This window comes from Bremerella cremea (assembly GCF_039541315.1).
GTDB classification, from domain to species: Bacteria; Planctomycetota; Planctomycetia; order Pirellulales; family Pirellulaceae; genus Bremerella; species Bremerella cremea.
Genome location: NZ_BAABFZ010000003.1, coordinates 1,406,900 through 1,423,697, shown reverse-complemented (window position 1 = coordinate 1,423,697; position 16,798 = coordinate 1,406,900). Strand labels below are relative to the sequence as shown.

General features: G+C 56.6%; 15 protein-coding genes. 10 read left to right on the top strand and 5 right to left on the bottom strand.

The features are described 5' to 3' along the window. Positions 1 to 70 precede the first annotated feature (70 nt). From ABD890_RS08075 to queF, 3 genes are all read right to left on the bottom strand, one after another. Positions 71 to 1,084 carry a sugar phosphate isomerase/epimerase family protein gene (locus tag ABD890_RS08075; RefSeq protein ID WP_345087669.1) on the bottom strand — a complete coding sequence of 338 codons (1,014 nt, stop codon included), beginning with the start codon at positions 1,082 to 1,084 and terminating at the stop codon, positions 71 to 73. Positions 1,085 to 1,253: 169 nt separating this feature from the next. Continuing rightward, positions 1,254 to 1,766, bottom strand: a complete 513-nt coding sequence (locus ABD890_RS08070) for a hypothetical protein (RefSeq protein ID WP_345087667.1) — start codon at positions 1,764 to 1,766, stop codon at positions 1,254 to 1,256. Positions 1,767 to 1,811: 45 nt separating this feature from the next. After that, positions 1,812 to 2,195 carry a preQ(1) synthase gene (gene queF, locus ABD890_RS08065; RefSeq protein WP_345087666.1) on the bottom strand — a complete coding sequence of 128 codons (384 nt, stop codon included), beginning with the start codon at positions 2,193 to 2,195 and terminating at the stop codon, positions 1,812 to 1,814. 295 nt (positions 2,196 to 2,490) lie between these two features. Here queF and ABD890_RS08060 point away from each other — a divergent pair, with 295 nt between their 5' ends. After that, a complete protein-coding gene (locus ABD890_RS08060) occupies positions 2,491 to 3,177 on the top strand; it encodes a 7-carboxy-7-deazaguanine synthase QueE (protein WP_345087664.1) in 687 nt (228 codons plus the stop codon). 86 nt (positions 3,178 to 3,263) lie between these two features. Here the strand turns inward: ABD890_RS08060 and ABD890_RS08055 are convergent, their stop codons facing one another. Continuing rightward, the gene (locus tag ABD890_RS08055) at positions 3,264 to 5,591 is read right to left on the bottom strand and encodes an FHA domain-containing protein (RefSeq protein WP_345087662.1); all 2,328 of its coding nucleotides are present in this window, start codon (positions 5,589 to 5,591) and stop codon (positions 3,264 to 3,266) included. Positions 5,592 to 6,237: 646 nt separating this feature from the next. On the opposite strand from ABD890_RS08055, the gene ABD890_RS08050 reads away from it, so the two are divergent. Both ABD890_RS08050 and ABD890_RS08045 read left to right on the top strand, forming a co-directional pair. Continuing rightward, positions 6,238 to 6,609, top strand: a complete 372-nt coding sequence (locus ABD890_RS08050) for a TraR/DksA family transcriptional regulator (RefSeq protein WP_345087660.1) — start codon at positions 6,238 to 6,240, stop codon at positions 6,607 to 6,609. 156 nt (positions 6,610 to 6,765) lie between these two features. Beyond that, entirely contained in the window at positions 6,766 to 7,860 is a 1,095-nt protein-coding gene (locus ABD890_RS08045) for a S1C family serine protease (RefSeq protein WP_345087658.1), read from the top strand. 45 nt (positions 7,861 to 7,905) lie between these two features. On the opposite strand, the gene ABD890_RS08040 is transcribed toward ABD890_RS08045, so the two are convergent. Then, positions 7,906 to 8,853 (bottom strand): nucleoside hydrolase, encoded by a 948-nt coding sequence (locus tag ABD890_RS08040; protein WP_345087656.1) that lies wholly within the window; start codon positions 8,851 to 8,853, stop codon positions 7,906 to 7,908. 306 nt (positions 8,854 to 9,159) lie between these two features. Between ABD890_RS08040 and trpD the strand changes: the two genes are divergently transcribed. The 7 genes from trpD to ABD890_RS08010 all read left to right on the top strand — a co-directional run bounded on the left by trpD (position 9,160) and on the right by ABD890_RS08010 (position 16,791). Further along, positions 9,160 to 10,173 (top strand): anthranilate phosphoribosyltransferase, encoded by a 1,014-nt coding sequence (gene trpD / locus ABD890_RS08035; RefSeq protein ID WP_345087654.1) that lies wholly within the window; start codon positions 9,160 to 9,162, stop codon positions 10,171 to 10,173. Further along, positions 10,170 to 11,363 carry an MFS transporter gene (locus ABD890_RS08030; protein ID WP_345087652.1) on the top strand — a complete coding sequence of 398 codons (1,194 nt, stop codon included), beginning with the start codon at positions 10,170 to 10,172 and terminating at the stop codon, positions 11,361 to 11,363. Before trpD ends, ABD890_RS08030 begins: the two co-directional genes overlap by 4 nt. Before the next feature lie 169 nt (positions 11,364 to 11,532). After that, positions 11,533 to 11,928 carry an STAS domain-containing protein gene (locus ABD890_RS08025; protein ID WP_345087650.1) on the top strand — a complete coding sequence of 132 codons (396 nt, stop codon included), beginning with the start codon at positions 11,533 to 11,535 and terminating at the stop codon, positions 11,926 to 11,928. Positions 11,929 to 12,158: 230 nt separating this feature from the next. Beyond that, on the top strand, positions 12,159 to 14,996 hold the full coding sequence (locus tag ABD890_RS08020; protein WP_345087648.1) for an MMPL family transporter: 2,838 nt from the start codon (positions 12,159 to 12,161) through the stop codon (positions 14,994 to 14,996). 188 nt (positions 14,997 to 15,184) lie between these two features. After that, a complete protein-coding gene (locus tag ABD890_RS25505) occupies positions 15,185 to 15,283 on the top strand; it encodes a 50S ribosomal protein bL37 (RefSeq protein WP_373355884.1) in 99 nt (32 codons plus the stop codon). Between the two features lie 100 nt (positions 15,284 to 15,383). Next, a complete protein-coding gene (locus ABD890_RS08015; protein WP_345087646.1) occupies positions 15,384 to 15,878 on the top strand; it encodes a 3-hydroxyacyl-ACP dehydratase FabZ family protein in 495 nt (164 codons plus the stop codon). A gap of 55 nt (positions 15,879 to 15,933) precedes the next feature. After that, positions 15,934 to 16,791 carry a rhomboid family intramembrane serine protease gene (locus tag ABD890_RS08010; protein ID WP_345087644.1) on the top strand — a complete coding sequence of 286 codons (858 nt, stop codon included), beginning with the start codon at positions 15,934 to 15,936 and terminating at the stop codon, positions 16,789 to 16,791. Positions 16,792 to 16,798: the final 7 nt, after the last annotated feature.

Below are 16,798 nucleotides of genomic sequence, written 5' to 3'. Positions count from 1 at the left end.
GCTCTAAAAAAAGACAGGCTCCCGGGGAACCTGTCTTCGTGAGTTGTCACAATTTGCAAAGCATCGCGGACTAAAAACCGCGGGCAGCGATGATGTCGTCGAAGTCGCGAAGGTGGTAATCGACTCCAGCGAAATCGAGCACGCGGCAGAAGCCACGCAGAGCCACGCCGAAACCGTCTGGTCCGCTGAAACCACCGAACTGACCGCCACCTTTGACGTGTGGTTCGAGGTCGACGAACACGCCTGGGATGCCACGCTTCTTCAGCTTCTTTTCCAGCTTCGGAATCGACGAAGCGAAGTCACGCATGATGCGTTCGTAGGCACTGTCGCCCAGGTCGGAAGGAACGAAGTTCTTCAGTGCGTCTTCGTCGATGTGACCCTTTTCGCCGACTGGCTTGGTGATCTTGTAATCTTTAACGTGCATCCAGCCCATGCCTGGCTTCATGGCGATGTACTGGTCGTATACTTCGTCTGGCGTGTAGCCCTGGCAAACGAGGTTGCCGGCATCGAAGATCAGCATCATCGCTGGGTGATTCACCTTCTTGTGAATCTCGGCCAGGATGTCGCCGTTCTGACCGATCAGGTTCGCTTCAACTTCCAGACCGAACGTCAGGTCGCTGCGATGGCACGCTTCGGCAATTTGACCGAGTTGATCGACGGCCTGCGAGATGTGATCTTTCGGATCGGTTCCCTTCGGGTGATAGAACGAGAAGCCACGGATCAGCTTGGTCTCGAACGCATGCGCCAGTTCGCAGGCCTTGTTGACGTCTTTGGCCAGGTATTTCTCGAACGGAACATAGCGGTTCTTGGTACCGTCTTCGACATCCTGCAGCTTGACCTTGCCGATCGGCGAACCGAGCGACGAAACGTTCAGGCCATATTCGCCTTCCATCGTTCGCAGCTTCGAGATCTCAGCCTTGGTCAGGTCCATGACATTCTTGATGCCATTGCCAACGTCGATGAAGCGGATGCTGTAGTATTCCAGACCCAACGCTGCGAAGGCACTGAACTGCTGCTCGGCGGTCTTCTGGTTGGCAGATTCGTCAGCGAAACCGGTCAAAATAACTTGGGGCTTGGCAGTCATGGCGCTAATCCAGCTCGTGTCGCGTAAAGATTCTCTAGGGCGTTAATGCTTTTTATACGGCAAGTCGTATTGTGAATGCCCCGTCGGCATGTCGCAAGAGCCCTGATGGAAGACGATGTCGCCTGACATCGTGTGCCGAACGCATCGCTGTCGGGCTAAAATCAGACCGTTACGGGCTAATGTTCAGTCCCAGTTTGCGGACCGCTGTCGAGAGCTGCTGCTTGCGTTGCAGTTCGTCTTGATAGACCGACGTCAAACGCATGGCGATCTCTTGACGTGTTTCTGGCGAGCCTGGGTTTTCCTGCTCGGCTGCCTCGCAATACGAGCGAAACTCGGTATCGAATAGTTCGACTTGCCAATCGAGATAAGCTTGCAGCTTCTGAGCGAACGCTTGCGAGTCAGGGTCACTCGGAACGGTCAGCGCGTTGATCTTCCGCCGAACATTCTTGACGTCTTGCAACGCTTTTTCATGAGAACGTTTGGCCGCTTCGATGTCGACCTTTTCGCCTTCGAACCAGGGCCGCATCTCTTGGCCCCAACGCATACCGCTTTCGGTCAATTCGCTGGTCAGGCCTAGCGCCTCGGTGGCGTAGTCTTGTTGCGGAGACGTTTGTTGGCAACCGACCAGCAAGCAGGCCATCGAGAGGATCCACATTCGACAACTGCGATTCGCATGTTTCATGGTGTTCTCCCGATGGACAAGCAAGGGCCAGGATTTGCCATTCGCCTAGATGACGGTTAGTTCATCTGGTGGCGTTTCGCTGTAGTGTTCGACCGTGATCGTCGAACTGATACCGCCACGCGGTGTGAACTCGGCTCGGATCTGCATCCAGCGTGGTTCGAGGCAGCTTACCAGGTCGTTCAGGATCACGTTGGTTACGTTTTCGTAGAAGATCCCCTGATTGCGGTAGGCCTGCATGTACATCTTCAGGCTTTTCAGCTCGACGCACAATGCTTCCGGGATGTACGTGATAATGATCGTGCCGAAATCGGGCTGACCAGTCTTCGGACAGACCGAGGTGAACTCAGGCACGCTGATTTCGATTTCGTAGTCTCGTTGGGGGTGCTGGTTCTCGAAGGTTTCGAGAAGCCCGCGATTCTCTTCTGACACGGTCTTAACTCCTGGCTGATTGGTAAACTGCTATTTTGGGGGCAAATCTCAGCGAAGGCTAGAGCCGGTTGTCAAACGGCCGTTTCCTGGCGGATTTCGCGCGGAAATTCATCAATTCCGCCTACGGTCTGCCGAACTCGGCCTGCGCTGGGGGCTCTTTATGGGTATTCTGAGAGATTCTCGCCAGGCACCGGCATCGTACCAGGGGGCTGGCGAAGCTTCGTATATCTCGCGGCCAGAGCATCCTGAAAGGGAAAGTCGGCCCTCAAGCAGAGTTGCGTCTCGGTTAGTTTGCGTGCGTATTGCTGAAATCTATCGATCGATCCAAGGGGAAGGGCTGCTCACCGGAGTGCCCAGTACCTTCGTCCGGGCCAGCGGCTGTAATCTGCGCTGTTGGTTCTGCGATACTCCCCATGCTTCCTGGAACCCGGAAGGGGAAGACCTTTCCGTGGCCGAGATCCTCGGCCGGATCGAACTGCTACATGTCGATCACGTCGTGCTGACGGGTGGCGAGCCAATGCTGTTTGCGGAAATGATTCCGCTGTGCGAAGGGATCCGTCACTCAGGGCGGCACATCACCATCGAAACGGCTGGCACGCTTCATTTGCCGCTCCCATGCGATTTGATGTCGATCAGCCCGAAGCTTTCCAATTCCGCACCGAACCCGGACGAGCATCCTCGGTGGCACCGTCGTCACGAACAGACCCGCGACCAGATCGATGTCGTTCGTCGGCTGCTCGACGAGTTTCCTTATCAGTTGAAGTTCGTCATCGATCGGCAGCCTGATTGCGACGAAGTGCTGGCTTACCTCGACCGCTTGCCGCAACTCGATCGCAGCCGCGTGTTCGTCATGCCGCAAGGGATCGAACAGCAGCAACTTGAAACGATTGGCGTATGGCTGCAGCCTTGGGCAGAAGAGCACCAGTTGCAGTTCTGCCAGCGAAAGCAGATCGAATGGTTTGGCTTTGCTCGTGGAACCTAAGTTTGGCGAACGCTGGATTCGCTCGATAGCCACAACAAAAAAGCCGCCTCGATGGGCGGCTTTCAGTTTTGAAGAATCGATTCGCGTCAGGTTGCGAGATCTTCTTTTGTCGGCTCTGACGGGAGTTGGAATTCACCATGATGGGCCAACTCTTGCGACGATACGATTTCGTCGCTCAGTCGTTTTTCCATCCGCTCGCGGCGATGTTTCTTCACGTGCTGATAAATGACTGCCGATTGCAGCCACCAGAAAACGGTCACCACGTAGGCCATGCAAGCTCCGGCGAACGCTGTGCTGAGGTAGCTTGGCGATAGGTAGTTCAAAAACAAACCTGCGATCAAAGCGACCAGCGAAACGGCCAGCTTCGACTTGCACAGCAGTTCCCAACGATTGAGCGTGGCCGAGTCGATGGCGGCCTTGGCTTGTTCGTTGGCCAGTTCGCGTAGGCGGCGAATGTCGGACGTTTGTTCCGGAGCGGATCGCGAAGGAATGAACTCTTCCCGCGTGATCAGCGAAGCATGTTCTTCTTCCCTTTCTTCCACCGGCACGTACTTGGCCCCCGGCTTATCTTTCGCTTCAACCTTCGGCTGCGATTCCGGTTCGCCCGAATGCTTGGCTCGCATTCGCGCGAGCAAGCTTTGCATGTAGTCGTCGATCGACACATCGTCGTCGGAGTGAGCTTCCTGCTTGGGAGGTTCCGGCGGTGTGTAGGCTGGCTCATCGTCCGTATCTTCCAGTTCTTCGTCTTCTGGAAAGTGGAAGTTGGGATAACTGGTCAGGCCGGTCTTCGGATCGATCTTTCGTTCTTCATGCGATGGCTGAGGATCTGGTCGCTGGAACTCGTCATGACTCGGTGTTTCGCGCAAGATCCCCATCGAACGAAGGTGATCCATCGCCGCTTCTTCTTGGTCGTCGTGCGTGTGCGATTCGTCCGCCGGATGCGGGCTGGCGGCGTTACGACGTTCTTCTTCCAATTGGCGACGCATCGAAAGGCACTGCTGGCGAGCCTCTTCCAGTTGGTCTTTCCAGTCCGCTTCGATTTGCTTCTGCTGAACGATCGTCTCGTGCAGATCTTGGTTCTGCTGACGCAGTTCATCGAGTTGCATCTGGAGATCGTCACCGCGAAGCGATGCATCTTCCAAGTTTTGTTGAAGCTGGTTGACTTCGGCCTCGAAATCGGAATGATCTTCCTGGTTCTCGGCAAGCTCGCAGGCCTGTTGAGCCTTCGCCAACTGCAGTTCCATGTCGGCGATTTTGCTGTTCAGATCTTTGACCTGACCTTCGCGGTCTTGCAGCTCTTCCTGCGACCAGGCAAGTTCGCTTTCCGCTTCTTTCAACGAACTGCGATTCTCTTGCAGTTCGCGCGAAGCTTCGTCGTAAGCCAAACGAAGTTCGGTCAGACGCGACACGGCGCCATTGGCATCTTCTTCGTCTTCCGGTGCTTGAGCGACTTGTTCGCGTGTTTGACGCAGGTGAGCGAGGATCGATTTTACACGGGCGTTGGCAAGCTTTCGCGTCGACTGCCATTGGCCACGCAGTTGCTCTTCGCGAGCGGTCAGCTCGGTTGCTTGTTCTTTGAGATGCCCGATCATCTGCTTCGCTTCAGACAAGTCGGCTTCCAGTCGACGCTGCTGCGAGCGTTCCGCTTCGGTGGCATCGTCCGATGCCGCCAATTGCTGGCGAAGTTCGTTGAGCTGGTTTTGCTTGATCTCGAGTTGCTCGCGCAGTTCGGCTTGCAGCTTGCCATTGCCTTGCGTCAGTTCTCGGACCTGCGACAGCAATCCGCGAACGCGATTGTGTTTGGTCTGGCGTAGCTGTCGACGATCGGCTCGAAGCTGTTCGTTTTGCACGAGCGAAGTTTGTTCGGTTTCCGATTCACGGGCGAGCAACGAGTCGACCAGGGTCTGGGCTTCGTCGAGCTTTGCCTGCAGCGACTGGAACGAGTCTTTCTGCTGGCGAACCATATCCAACAGGTTGCGAATCCGGCGATTTGAGCGGCGGCGGAGCGCTTTGTGCGACTGGCTGACCGGCAGCCTGGCTTCGACCGGCGTGGTTGTTTCGTTAAGCTGATCGGCCAGGACTTCGAAGCTTAAGCTGCCGAGGCTCAGTTGATCACCAATGCGGAGCCAGGCTTCGGAAATGGTCGTGCCGTTCACACGCGTGTCGCGGGTCCACGATTTGACGACCATCCCGGTTGGACCGCGATAGATAACACAGTGCTTTGGTTGAACGTCGGCCGCGATTAGACGCAATTGACAGTCTTGGGCCGACCCGATCAGGCACTTGGGCGCATGGATACGGATGATCTGACCGTCGCGTTCCGTACCTTCCACCTTCAGGACCAACGGAGCGTTGGCCTTCCCCAAGAGCTTGGAGTCGCGTTTAGAAGGGGGGGCGAGGTTGTTTTGGACCATAGCAATATTTCGATTTCGTGGAGATCACCAACGGGACAAGGCCATATCAAAGCCTGCTATCTGGCGCACACCTAGCTAAGCTGCCCGTTAGGTAATCGCCTATTTCGCTAAGGGATATAGGTCACAGGCACCCGGCGGTCAAAGTTCTTCCACGGTACTTTTGCAGGGTCAAAAAGAGCTCACCCATGCAAATTGAATAGGGTTTTACTTAGAAAATGTCGATGATCGGATTGCGCCGCAGAAAGCTCGCCTTAAGCGTGTCAACCTCATTTTCGCAAGAGGAAAGTGTCTTGAGATGAAAAACAGAGGGACTTCCGAAGGAGCGGTCGGAATGACAAGCTGCATTGCGGTAGTTGATAAGTTGCTATGTCAGCTTAGGTTAGGACAATTTCTATAACGGATATGGGTATCCGTAATCTGTGGAAATTTTTATTCGTAACTATCCTGGCAGCGTACTATAGTTTCGTTACGTCAGACGAAGGTAGAATTTGCCCGCCGATCAGGGGGGCCGACGGTTTCGGATTTCATCGCGAAATATGCGGTCCATTCAAATACTAGGCAGGGGCGAAACGAATCGCTAAAAATACGACTTTCCTGCTCTCAAGGTGACAACATGGCACGGTCAAGAGACGAGTTTATCAGCAAAATGAAGGAGATTCTCCTTCGTCGTCGAGATGCGCTCCGCAAGGCCCTCGCTGGGGACTTGAGTCTGTTGAAAGAGCTCGAGCAGACCTCAGGTGACGTCGTCGACTTTGCCCTCGATTCGGTTCAGGACGAACTCAGTTCGCAGTTGGCCGAAGTCGAAAGTCGCGAACTTGCCAGCATCGACACCGCCCTGGAGCGAATCAAAGAAGGCAAGTACGGTGAATGCGAAGGTTGCACAACCTCGATCCCGATTGCCCGTCTGCAGGCCCTTCCGTATGCCACGCTGTGCATCAAGTGCCAGCGCGAACTGGAAGAGCTCGGCCCTGATGGCGTGAGCTGGGCCCAGACCGACGACACCCAAGCCGTTAACTAACGCACGGTCGTCACAACCCGCATACTTTCCACGGGACGAGGTAAAACTCGTCCCGTTTTTCTTTTATCACCCATGGTGCTAGCACGATCTAAGTAGTGAGGTGCGTGCCATGATGGTTCGCATCACCACAACTCCCCCGGTTTTGGTATCGATGCTATGCGACCTTTGTTCTCTCTCTCGCTACTCTTGCTGATCAGTACCGCCGTCGCCGGGCAAGACCTGGCCCAGTTCGATTCCGATCGATCGGCGATGCGAGACGAAATCCTGGCGGAAGCCGACATGTTGCAACGCGAGCTGAACCACTTGAAGAAGGTTGTTCGCTTCGTTCGCCCGTCGATCGTCCATATTGAAACCACCACCGCCGGCAATGGTTTTTCCGCTTCGAGCGAAGTCGATGAAGCCGGGGCGGGCATTATCTTCAAGCATAACGACAGCTACTTCGTGATGACCAATCGTCACGTCATCAACCAGGCTCCACTGGAACGCATTCAGATCTACCTGGAAGATGGCCGCTTGATCAAAGCGAAACGTGTTCTTACCGATCGCGATACCGACGTCGCGGTGGTCGAAGTGGTCGCCGAACGTTTGATCCCGGCCGAAGTGGGCGACAGCTCGATGGTCGAAGTCGGCGAAAAGGTCTTTGCCGTCGGCAGCCCTTTCGGTTTGAGCCAGACGGTTACCTACGGCATCATCAGCGCGGTGGGACGACGGAACCTCCAACTGGGACGTCAGGGGCTGAAGCTCCAGAACTTCTTTCAGACCGATGCCGCCATCAACCCTGGCAACAGCGGCGGACCGCTGATCAATCTTCGCGGCGAAGTGATCGGTTTGAATACTGCCATCGCCAGCAACTCAGGCGGAAACGATGGCATCGGCTTCGCGATTCCGATCCACGCTGCATTGGGCGTCGCCGAACAACTGATCGAGAAAGGTCAGGTCGCTCGGGCGTTTTTTGGTGTCCGCATGGATGCCGATTTTGATGCCGCAGCCGCCGCCAAGATTGGCCTGTTCCGTGCTCGCGGGGCCAAGGTAAGTGGTGTTACGGCAGGTTCGCCGGCCGAAGCGGCCAAGATCCAGGTCGGCGATATCATCACCAAGTTCTATGGGCAGGAAGTGGAAGACGACCTGCAACTGATCAACATTGTCAGCCTCTGCCCGTTGGATGAAGACATCCGGGTCGAGATCTATCGCGATGGCAAGTTCATCGAAAAGTCGGTTCGCCTCGCTGCTCGAAACCGGTTCGAGAACTAAGCGAATGCCTTCCCATTCAAGCATCGATAACAGCCGAGTAAGCGATTACTCGGCTGTTTCGCGCGCGGCCTGAATGATGCCGCGGAGGATGCAATCTTTCACACTGTTCACATCGACCGTGCTTGCGACTTCCATGTTGGGAGTCCAAGTCCGGACGATGCGACGATCGAACACGGTCGCACCCAGCGTCAAATCACCTTGCGTCTCAACATCGCACGCCAGCGGAATGGTCTCAAAAAGTTCTGGCTGAAGCAGGGCGACCAGGGCCACCGCGTCGTTCAGGCAGATCCCTTCCTGGGCGAGATGTCGGCGATGCGAACGGAACGAGTAGGGCAGAATCTGGTTCAGAAGGTTCGCGACGCGCGAGTTTCCTTTCGGAATATTCTCCAGCAGGTCGATTCCGAAGGTTACCTGGCTGGTGACATCGATCGGGACCAAGGTCTTGGTGGTCTTCGAGTGCAGGACCCGTCGAGCACTTTCGGCATCGAAATGGCAATTGAATTCAGCACAAGGCGTGACGTTTCCGACGCCGCTGAGCGAACCGCCCATGATGACAATTTGTCCTACCTGCGAAGCGAACAGCGGATCGCGCTGGAGGCAGTTCGCCACGTTGGTCATCGGACCGAGGCACAAGATGGTCACTTCTTCGGGATAGGCCCGGACTTCGTCGCCGATCAGTTTTTCCGCCGGGTGGGTTTGATGCAGCTTGGCGACATCGAGATGGATTTCGCCGAGACCATCACTGCCATGCAGAAAAGTCGAGTCGACCGGTGGAGCGGAACGGGGGCCGGCTCCCATGGCAATACGAGGGCGACGCGGGGGATCGAGGCACTCGATCAGGGCCTGAAGATTGGTAAAGGCCTGGTCCGCGTTGACGTTGCCGGCGGTCGAGGTTACCGCAAGGACGTCCAGGCGAGGATCGAACAGGGCAATCATCAATGCCACAGCATCGTCGATCCCTGGGTCGCAATCGATAATTACCTTCCTGGACATGATGGGCGGGACCTCCTGGCCTTCAAGGTGTGTGCAACGGATTTGGGTGGCATGCGCCGGGTCGGTTGGGCCCCAGCCTTTTCACAGGCGGAATCCCTGGACCAAATCGGGTGCCCCGTGGGGTTCTCGATCATGTAAAGCCAACCGGCAAGCGTCGATGAGCCAAGATCGATCGATATCCCCTGTTGTTATAGCAAGTTTCGTCTTCCAGCGGCAGATGCATCGTGGGTAGGACCCGGGGGCGTTGGCGACTAAAATAAGCGGGTTTGGGTCGGGCATCAGAATCAAGCTCTGGGAGTGAGTCGGTTGTCGCAATTAGAAGTCATCACGAAAGTTCAGGCCGGAAACGATCTGTCGCTGGAAGAAATGGCGTCTGCCATTGGCCAGATGATGGAGGGGGCCTGGGGAGACGACGACATCGCCGCGCTGCTTCTGGCGCTCAATGACAAGGGGCCCTGCGTCGACGAAATCGCCGGTGCGGCAACCGCCATGCGGAACCATATGGTTCAAATCAAGGCCCCGGTCGCTGACTTTATCGATACGTGTGGAACCGGGGGGGACCGGAGCGGGACCTTCAATATCAGTACCGCCACCGCCCTGGTGATTGCCGCGGCTGGGGTGCCGGTCGCCAAGCATGGCAACCGCAGCGTGACCAGCAAGTCGGGTAGTGCCGACGTGCTTTCGCGACTTGGCGTGAATATCGAAGCCGATGTGGCGACCATCGAACGCTGCCTGGAGGAAGTCGGAATCTGCTTCTGTTTCGCCCCACTGATGCATGGCTCGATGAAGCACGTTGCTGGCGTGCGAAAGAGCCTTGGTGTGCCAACGATTTTCAATCTGCTCGGCCCGCTCTGCAATCCAGCCAATGCTCCTTACCAACTGCTCGGGGTCGGACGGCCGGAATACCGCGAACTACTGGCGAGTGCCCTGCACAAGTTGGGGACGACCAAGGCGGTGTTCGTTACCGGCCGCGATGGCATGGACGAAGTGACGATCAGCGACGCGACCGACGTCACCATCGCTACCCCGGCCGGTCTGGTTCAGATTGTCTGGCAGCCGGAAGAGTTCGGTATCGAGCGTCGCGGCAAAGAAGACATGCTGGTCGACGGACCCGAAGAAAGTGCGGCCATGATTCGCCGGGTTCTCGCGGGCGAGAAGGGCGGGGCACGCGACATTGTGGTGGTTAACGCTGCCGCAGCCTTGTGGACTATTGGCAAGAACGATTCGTTAAGCGAGTGCGCTCGATTGGCTGAAATTGCCATCGATAGCGGAGCCGCGGAAAAGACGCTGGCTCGACTGGCAGAGGTTAGCGCCGGGTGAAGCGTGTCGGAAGTACGTTCCTGATCCTAATTCTGTCGGTCTGTGCGGCGCATGCCATGGTGCATGTGCTGGAAGGTTCGCTCCCCTGTGTCGAGCAGTCGATTGCCACCCAGTACGACGTTGGTCCTGCGACCACTGGCTGGTTGCAAACGGTCTGGCGCTTCCCGTGGGGTGTCGGAGCTTTGCTCGCCGGTTGGTTGGTCGACCACATTGGTGCCAAGCGGATGCTGGCCCTTTACCTGATCGGCGGCGGCGTGACCTGTCTTATGGCAATTTCTTTGCCCGGGCTGTCGATGCTGTTCGTCTCGATGTTCTTAATGGGTGTGATGGGAAGCATCTATCATCCGGCCGGCCTGGCGCTTCTTTCCCATGAAACAACCCCGCAGACACTGCCCAAGGTGTTGGGATGGCATGGCGTGTTTGGTTCGCTGGGGATTGGCGGTGTCCCGCTGATCGCCGCCGCGGTTCTTTCGCTGACGCACTCGTGGCAGGTCTTTTATGGCGTGCTCGCGGCGATGTCGTTTTCGATCGGGGCTGTGTTCGTCTATCTGACCCTTCAATCGCCCGAGCGGGTTTTCACGCGTTCGGGACAGCCCACTGCCGAAGATCAGGGGCAATGGGGAAGCTTCGGGGTGCTGCTGGTCATTTCGAGCTGCATTGGCCTTTCGTATCACGGCGTGATGAGTTTCCTGCCTCGCTTTCTGTCGGATGCCCAGGTTCTCGGGTTTCATACCGAAGGTGAGATTGGCGGGAATGTCTTGGCGGCCAGCTCGCTGATTTTGGGGTGCTTCGGCCAGTTCATGGCTGGGCAGATCGCCAAGCCGCATCGATTGGAACTGCAACTCACAATCATCTGTGCCGGGACGATCCCATTCTTAATCGGGATGAGTTTTGCTTCGCCCGAATGGAAGTGGTGGTGCGTGGCGGCCTGGGTGATGACCTTTTTTATGCATCAGCCAGTATTTAATAGCCTGATTGCTAAATACACGCCGCGATCTCGCCGAAGTCTTTGCTACGGTGTCTCGTTTGCCATGGGAAATGGTCTCGGAGCGCTTGCCGCCGGAATGGTGGGTGAGAACTCCGATTTACAGTCGGCCTATTTGGGGTTGGCTGGCTGTGCCCTGGCGGCGACCGTCGGGGGATTGATTTTATGGATTCGGACGGCTCGGACCCCTCCGATCGGGCCATAAAGTGATTGGCCACTCAGATTATGCTTTGCTTTCCCGGAAGAGACAGGGATAATCGGTAAATCTGGAGAGGGCTAGCTCTTTGGACCTCACGGGCGGTTCTTATCTATACCCCTAGGGATTCCCATATTTCGATTCGTTATCATCGCTCGATTTCTAGAAAGCCCACGCAATGGCGATCAAATACCATTACCTCAAAGTTCGCGACGTCCAGGATGTGGTCGTTGCCGAGTTTATCCAGTCTTCTATCCTGGACGAAACCGCGATCGATCGCGTTGGAAAGGAATTCGAACAGTTGATCCTCGAGGCCGCGACGGCCAAGAAGCTGATCCTGAACTTTCGCGCGATCGAATACATGTCTTCGGCCATGATCGGCAAGCTGATCCTGCTGAACAAGAACTGCAAGAACGCCAAGATCAAGTTCAAGGTCTGCAATGTGACCGGTAACATTCTGGAAGTATTCCAGATCATGAAGATCGGCAAAGTGATCGACATTCACAAGGACGAAAAGTCCGCACTCGATTCTTTCAGCGGCCCTTCGATCTCGAAGTGGTTCGGCCTTAGTTAGCCGCTGGCCGGTCTTTGGGCCGGCGAACTACGCGGTCGGGCTTTCAGGGAAGTGACCGACCGCTTGTTGCCGTCGTGCTGGTACTGCTAGTGCTAGCAGGCATCGATTCTCTCCTTCGCTCTTAGCGCCGATTATCGGTTTGCGTAAGATTCCGCGACCCCTGACCATTTCCCTACGTAAATAAAGCGGGTGGACGTGCATCGTTACGAGGCACGCTGCCAATCAGGCATATGCCTTCTCATACTGAAACGTCCGACGAACAGTCGCTGATGTCCAAGCCGTTGGCTTGGGGCACGCGTCTTGTTGTGCGGTATCCGATCGTGGTGCTGCTGGTGGCATTCCTCGTCGCGGGGTCGTGCGTTTTCTACGCCACCAATCATCTCGGCTTCAAAACAAGTCGCCTCGATCTGATCAACAAGCACAGCAGTTTCAATCGGTTGTGGCGTGAATACCTCGACCAGTTCAGCGCTGATGACGATGTCGTGGTCATCATTGAAGGCCCTAGCCGTGAAGAAATCGTGCCGGCTCTGGAAGATCTTTACACCCAGCTCTCGGCCGAGAACCAGTCGTTCTATGCCGTGCTGCACGAGCGAGGCCTGAGCAAGGTTCGCGAGAAAGGCCTCCACTTCCTACCGGAAGCCGATCTGTCCAAGATCGACCAGCAGTTGCATCGCATGTGGCCGCTAATGCAGGGGCAATGGGATTCAATCAGCGTCGCTCAGATGGCGTACGATTTGAATCAGCAGCTTCTCTTTGCTTCGCGTCAGCCGGAAGCCCCTCAGGCTCAGATGATGGCGGAGAATGCCCGGCAACAACTCGACAAGCTCGCCAGCAATCTTCTCGCCGCGATGGGGCAGGGGGAAGCGCAAGGCTCGATGCTCGTTCCGCCGAACGACTCGCTGAGCGCGATGAGCCAGATCGACTCCGACTATTTCCTGGCGAATGAAGGCCAGCTTGGCCTGATCTTATTGCGGCTCGTGAAAAACCAGTCCGAACTGGCCCAGGGCAAAGAGGCGATCGCTGAACTACGCTCGATCCTCGATCGCTTCCAGAAGAAATACCCACGACTGAAGTTCGGGCTGACCGGACTTCCCGTCATGGAAAACGACGAAATGGAACGCAGTCAGGTCGACATGACCCAGGCCAGCGTCATCAGCCTGGTGGGGGTTGCTTTCCTGTTTATGGCCTCGTTCGGTGGCCTCCGGCATCCGCTGCTGGCGGTGGTCGCGCTGCTCATCGGCATTGCCATGTCGGTTGGCTTCGCCACGCTTTTCGTCGGGCATTTGAATATCTTGAGCGTCTCGTTCGGCGTGATCCTGATTGGTCTCGGGATCGACTTCGGCGTGCACTACGTGGCTCGTTACTTGAAGGAAGCCGAAGACAAGAAGACCGGCGAAGCCCTCGTGCAGACAGCCCGAGATATTGGTCCTGGGATCGTCACTGGTGGTTTAACCACCGCGGTCGCGTTCTTCACCGCTTCGCTTACCGACTTCACGGGTGTCGCCGAACTGGGCATCATCGCCGGCGGTGGTCTACTGGTTTGTTTACTCGCCTCGATGACGGTATTGCCGGCCTCGATTCACCTGGCCGATCGCCATCGCAGCCGTTTTCAGCTGCCCAAGCCGCTACACCTCGACTGGTGGGTATTGCCGCTGCTTAAGACGCCCAAGATGACGCTGCTCGTCTCGCTGATTGGGATCGCCTTGATTGCCGTGGGCGTGCCGAAGCTGCGCTACGATCACAACCTGTTGAACCTGCAGCCCAAGGGGCTTGAAAGCGTTCAGTGGGAAGAGAAACTGCTGAGCGATACCGATCGTAGCGTCTGGTTTGCGTTGTCGATCGCCGAAGATCGCGAGACGCTGCTCGAACGAAAGAAGGAATTCGAGGCCTTACCTACGGTGAATCGCGTCGAAGAAATTGCCTCGCTGATGCCCGACAGCTCGCCGCAAAAGCTCGAAATCATCGGTGATCTGAACCATCGTTTGCAGCAAATCCCGGAAAACGTGCCGAACATCTCGGTCCCGCAAGCCGCGCACCTCGGTCAGGTGTTGGCCGACTCGCAGCGACTGCTTTCCCCGGACGAACCATCCTCGCAGCATACCTATCGCCGGATTGCTCAGATTCGCGAACTGCTGCGAGGGATGCCGGAGCCGAAGTACCGAGCGATCATCTCGCAGTTCCAGCAACGAAACGCAGGGGAACTGTTGCAGTGGCTTCACTCGCTGGCGGCAATCTCGAACCCGGATCCGCCCACGGCGAGCGATCTGCCCGAAGCCCTGGTCACCCGTTTCGTCGGGAAGAACAACCAGCTTTTGCTGCGAATCTATCCCAACGCCAGTATCTGGGATATGGACGCCTTGGAAGGCTTCGTTCGCCAGGTCGAATCGGTCGATCCGAAGGTGACCGGCCAGCCGCTGCAGACGTTCCACGCTTCGCGGCAGATGCAATTGAGCTACATCCATGCGGCGATCTACTCCCTGATCGCGGTGATGATCATTCTGTTGATCGACTTCCGCAGCCTGACGCATACCTTGCTGGCGTTGACACCGGTGGCGTTCGGGATGCTGATGCTGTTCGGGATCCAGGGCTTCGCCGACATTCCTTTGAACCCTGCCAATATGATCGTGTTGCCGCTGATCCTGGGGATCGGCATCGACGACGGCGTCCACGTGGTGCACGACTTCCGCCGACAAGGGAAGGGCTATCTGCTGGGGGCTTCGACCGCGACCGGGGTGATCATCACGTCGTTGACCACGATGATTGGTTTCGGAGCGCTGATGCTGGCCGAGCACCGCGGTTTGGCTAGCCTCGGTCGGGTGCTAACCATCGGCGTGGCCTGCTGTTTGTTTACCTCGTTGGTGGTGCTGCCGTGTCTGCTGAAGCTGGTGACCTATTTCCGCAAACCGTTGCCAGAAGTAGATGACGAGCCTGTCAAGCCGCGTGAACGGCCTCGGGGGCGAATGCTCTCTTCCATCCCGGACGAGCCGAAATCGAACCCCTTGAAGGATTCGCCGCGCGAGGTTCCCCAAACGAAAGAAGCCCGTGACGAAACGTTTCACGGACGCTAAGCCATTGCTGCTTAATACCTTGCGGGCGATTGGTTAATCCCGTCTTGCCGTCCGCTGCGAAACCCATTAGGGCTTTTCCACCGTCCCTAAATCGCTATACTGAATAGATTGTGCTTCACAATCCGGCGCGGACCCTTGGGTTCGCTCTGAAATATTCACTGAAATACCCTGCATAAGGTAATCAAACCATGGCCAAGCCACATCGTAAGCTGAAGAAAGCCAACCACGGTGCCCGTCCTGCGAATGCGAAGGCTCGCAAGAACAAACGCAAGGGTATCAAGACCTAATCGTCTTGGTAGACAAGTTAGCTGTTGCCGGCCCGGACGAACGGGTCGGTTTGTTTTGGCAAAGTCCAATTGTTCCTTATCGGTAGTTGAAGGATTCACGGTGGCGCGAGAAGACTTGATTCTCGATCCTGCGTCGATCGATTTCGATAACGTAGTTGCGGATCTCGAAGGGGTGCGCAAGACGAATCCTCAACGCTACGAGATGGAACAGCTCTCCGGCATCGTCTACGACGACGGGGAAGCGGGCATCTGCGCTGGCTACCTTGATATCGCTGAAGATGCGTTCTGGGTGCGTGGTCACATGCCTGGTATGCCGCTGATGCCGGGCGTACTGATGTGCGAAATGGCAGCCCAGGTCAGTACTTGGTATGTCGTCACGCACGATCTGATGCCAGGCAAGCGGATGGGTTTTGGCGGACTGGATGAAGTCAAATTCCGTGGCATCGTCCGCCCCGGCGATCGCTTGGTTTGCATTCTGAAGCAGACTCGCTATCGTCCGAACCGCATGCTGGTTTGCAACTTCCAGAGCTTCGTCGGTACCACGATGGTGGCCGAAGGGGTGATTCGGGGCATTCCACTTCCGGATGCGATCTAGCACACGCTGGGGTGCGGCCTCGACTGCTTAGCCGAATCTCCGCTGGTAAATCCCCATGCTGTTCCCGCTGATCGACGAAAATCCGACGCGCCGCTGGCCGATCGTGACCGTCGGCTTGATTGTGGTGAACAGCATTATCTTTCTGGCGATGCTGGGGCTCGATCCGGTCGAGCATAACCTGGCGTTCACTCGCTACGGCTTTGTGCCGGCTCGATTTACGTCGGCAGTGCAAGGTGGCCCTGCGATCGATCTCGATCTGCGCGACCTTCTGGGCGATTCCCCAGAGGCTCGAGAAGTGCTCGAGCAAAGCGGCGTCGAAACGCGTGTGAACTTGTCGGCCAATTTGTCGGCGGTGTCGACCACGATCTTCACGTCGATGTTCCTGCACGCTGGTTTTGCCCACCTGCTGGGCAACATGTGGTTCCTGTGGATCTTTGGCAACAACGTCGAAGATCGCCTGGGGCATGTGCCGTATTTGTTGTTTTATTTGTTCGGTGGCGCGTGTGCGGCGTTGGCTCACTGGGCGGCCGTCAGTGGGATTGCTGCACTGCTTCCGACGGTGGGTGCCAGCGGAGCGGTTGCCGTGACGCTGGGGGCTTACGCGGTGACGTACCCACGAGCACAAATCCGCTGCTTCCTGTTTTTGATTATCATCTTCATGACGGTCGATTTGCCGGCGATTGCGGTGCTGGGCATCTGGATCGGCTGGCAGGTGATCGAAGGCATCGGCGCCCTGCACTTGGGAATGGACGCCGGTGTCGCCTGGTGGGCGCATATCGGCGGTTTCCTGTTTGGCATGGCCGTGATGGCTCTGCTTTCCCGCATTATTCCTGATACAACCTACTCCGCGGTTCTGGCCCGAGAGCGAGCTTACCAGTTCGATCCCCGGCAGCGCGACGAGTTCCGTTTTTAGACCCTTA

Bases quoted from the DNA above. Each gene is read 5' to 3' on its own strand.
- ABD890_RS08075 (WP_345087669.1), bottom strand. From the start codon at position 1,084: ATGACTGCCAAGCCCCAAGTTATTTTGACCGGTTTCGCTGACGAATCT.
- ABD890_RS08070 (WP_345087667.1), bottom strand. From the start codon at position 1,766: ATGAAACATGCGAATCGCAGTTGTCGAATGTGGATCCTCTCGATGGCC.
- ABD890_RS08055 (WP_345087662.1), bottom strand. From the start codon at position 5,591: ATGGTCCAAAACAACCTCGCCCCCCCTTCTAAACGCGACTCCAAGCTC.
- ABD890_RS08050 (WP_345087660.1), top strand. From the start codon at position 6,238: ATGAAGGAGATTCTCCTTCGTCGTCGAGATGCGCTCCGCAAGGCCCTC.
- ABD890_RS08045 (WP_345087658.1), top strand. From the start codon at position 6,766: ATGCGACCTTTGTTCTCTCTCTCGCTACTCTTGCTGATCAGTACCGCC.
- ABD890_RS08040 (WP_345087656.1), bottom strand. From the start codon at position 8,853: ATGTCCAGGAAGGTAATTATCGATTGCGACCCAGGGATCGACGATGCT.
- ABD890_RS08025 (WP_345087650.1), top strand. From the start codon at position 11,533: ATGGCGATCAAATACCATTACCTCAAAGTTCGCGACGTCCAGGATGTG.
- ABD890_RS08020 (WP_345087648.1), top strand. From the start codon at position 12,159: ATGCCTTCTCATACTGAAACGTCCGACGAACAGTCGCTGATGTCCAAG.
- ABD890_RS25505 (WP_373355884.1), top strand. From the start codon at position 15,185: ATGGCCAAGCCACATCGTAAGCTGAAGAAAGCCAACCACGGTGCCCGT.
- ABD890_RS08010 (WP_345087644.1), top strand. From the start codon at position 15,934: ATGCTGTTCCCGCTGATCGACGAAAATCCGACGCGCCGCTGGCCGATC.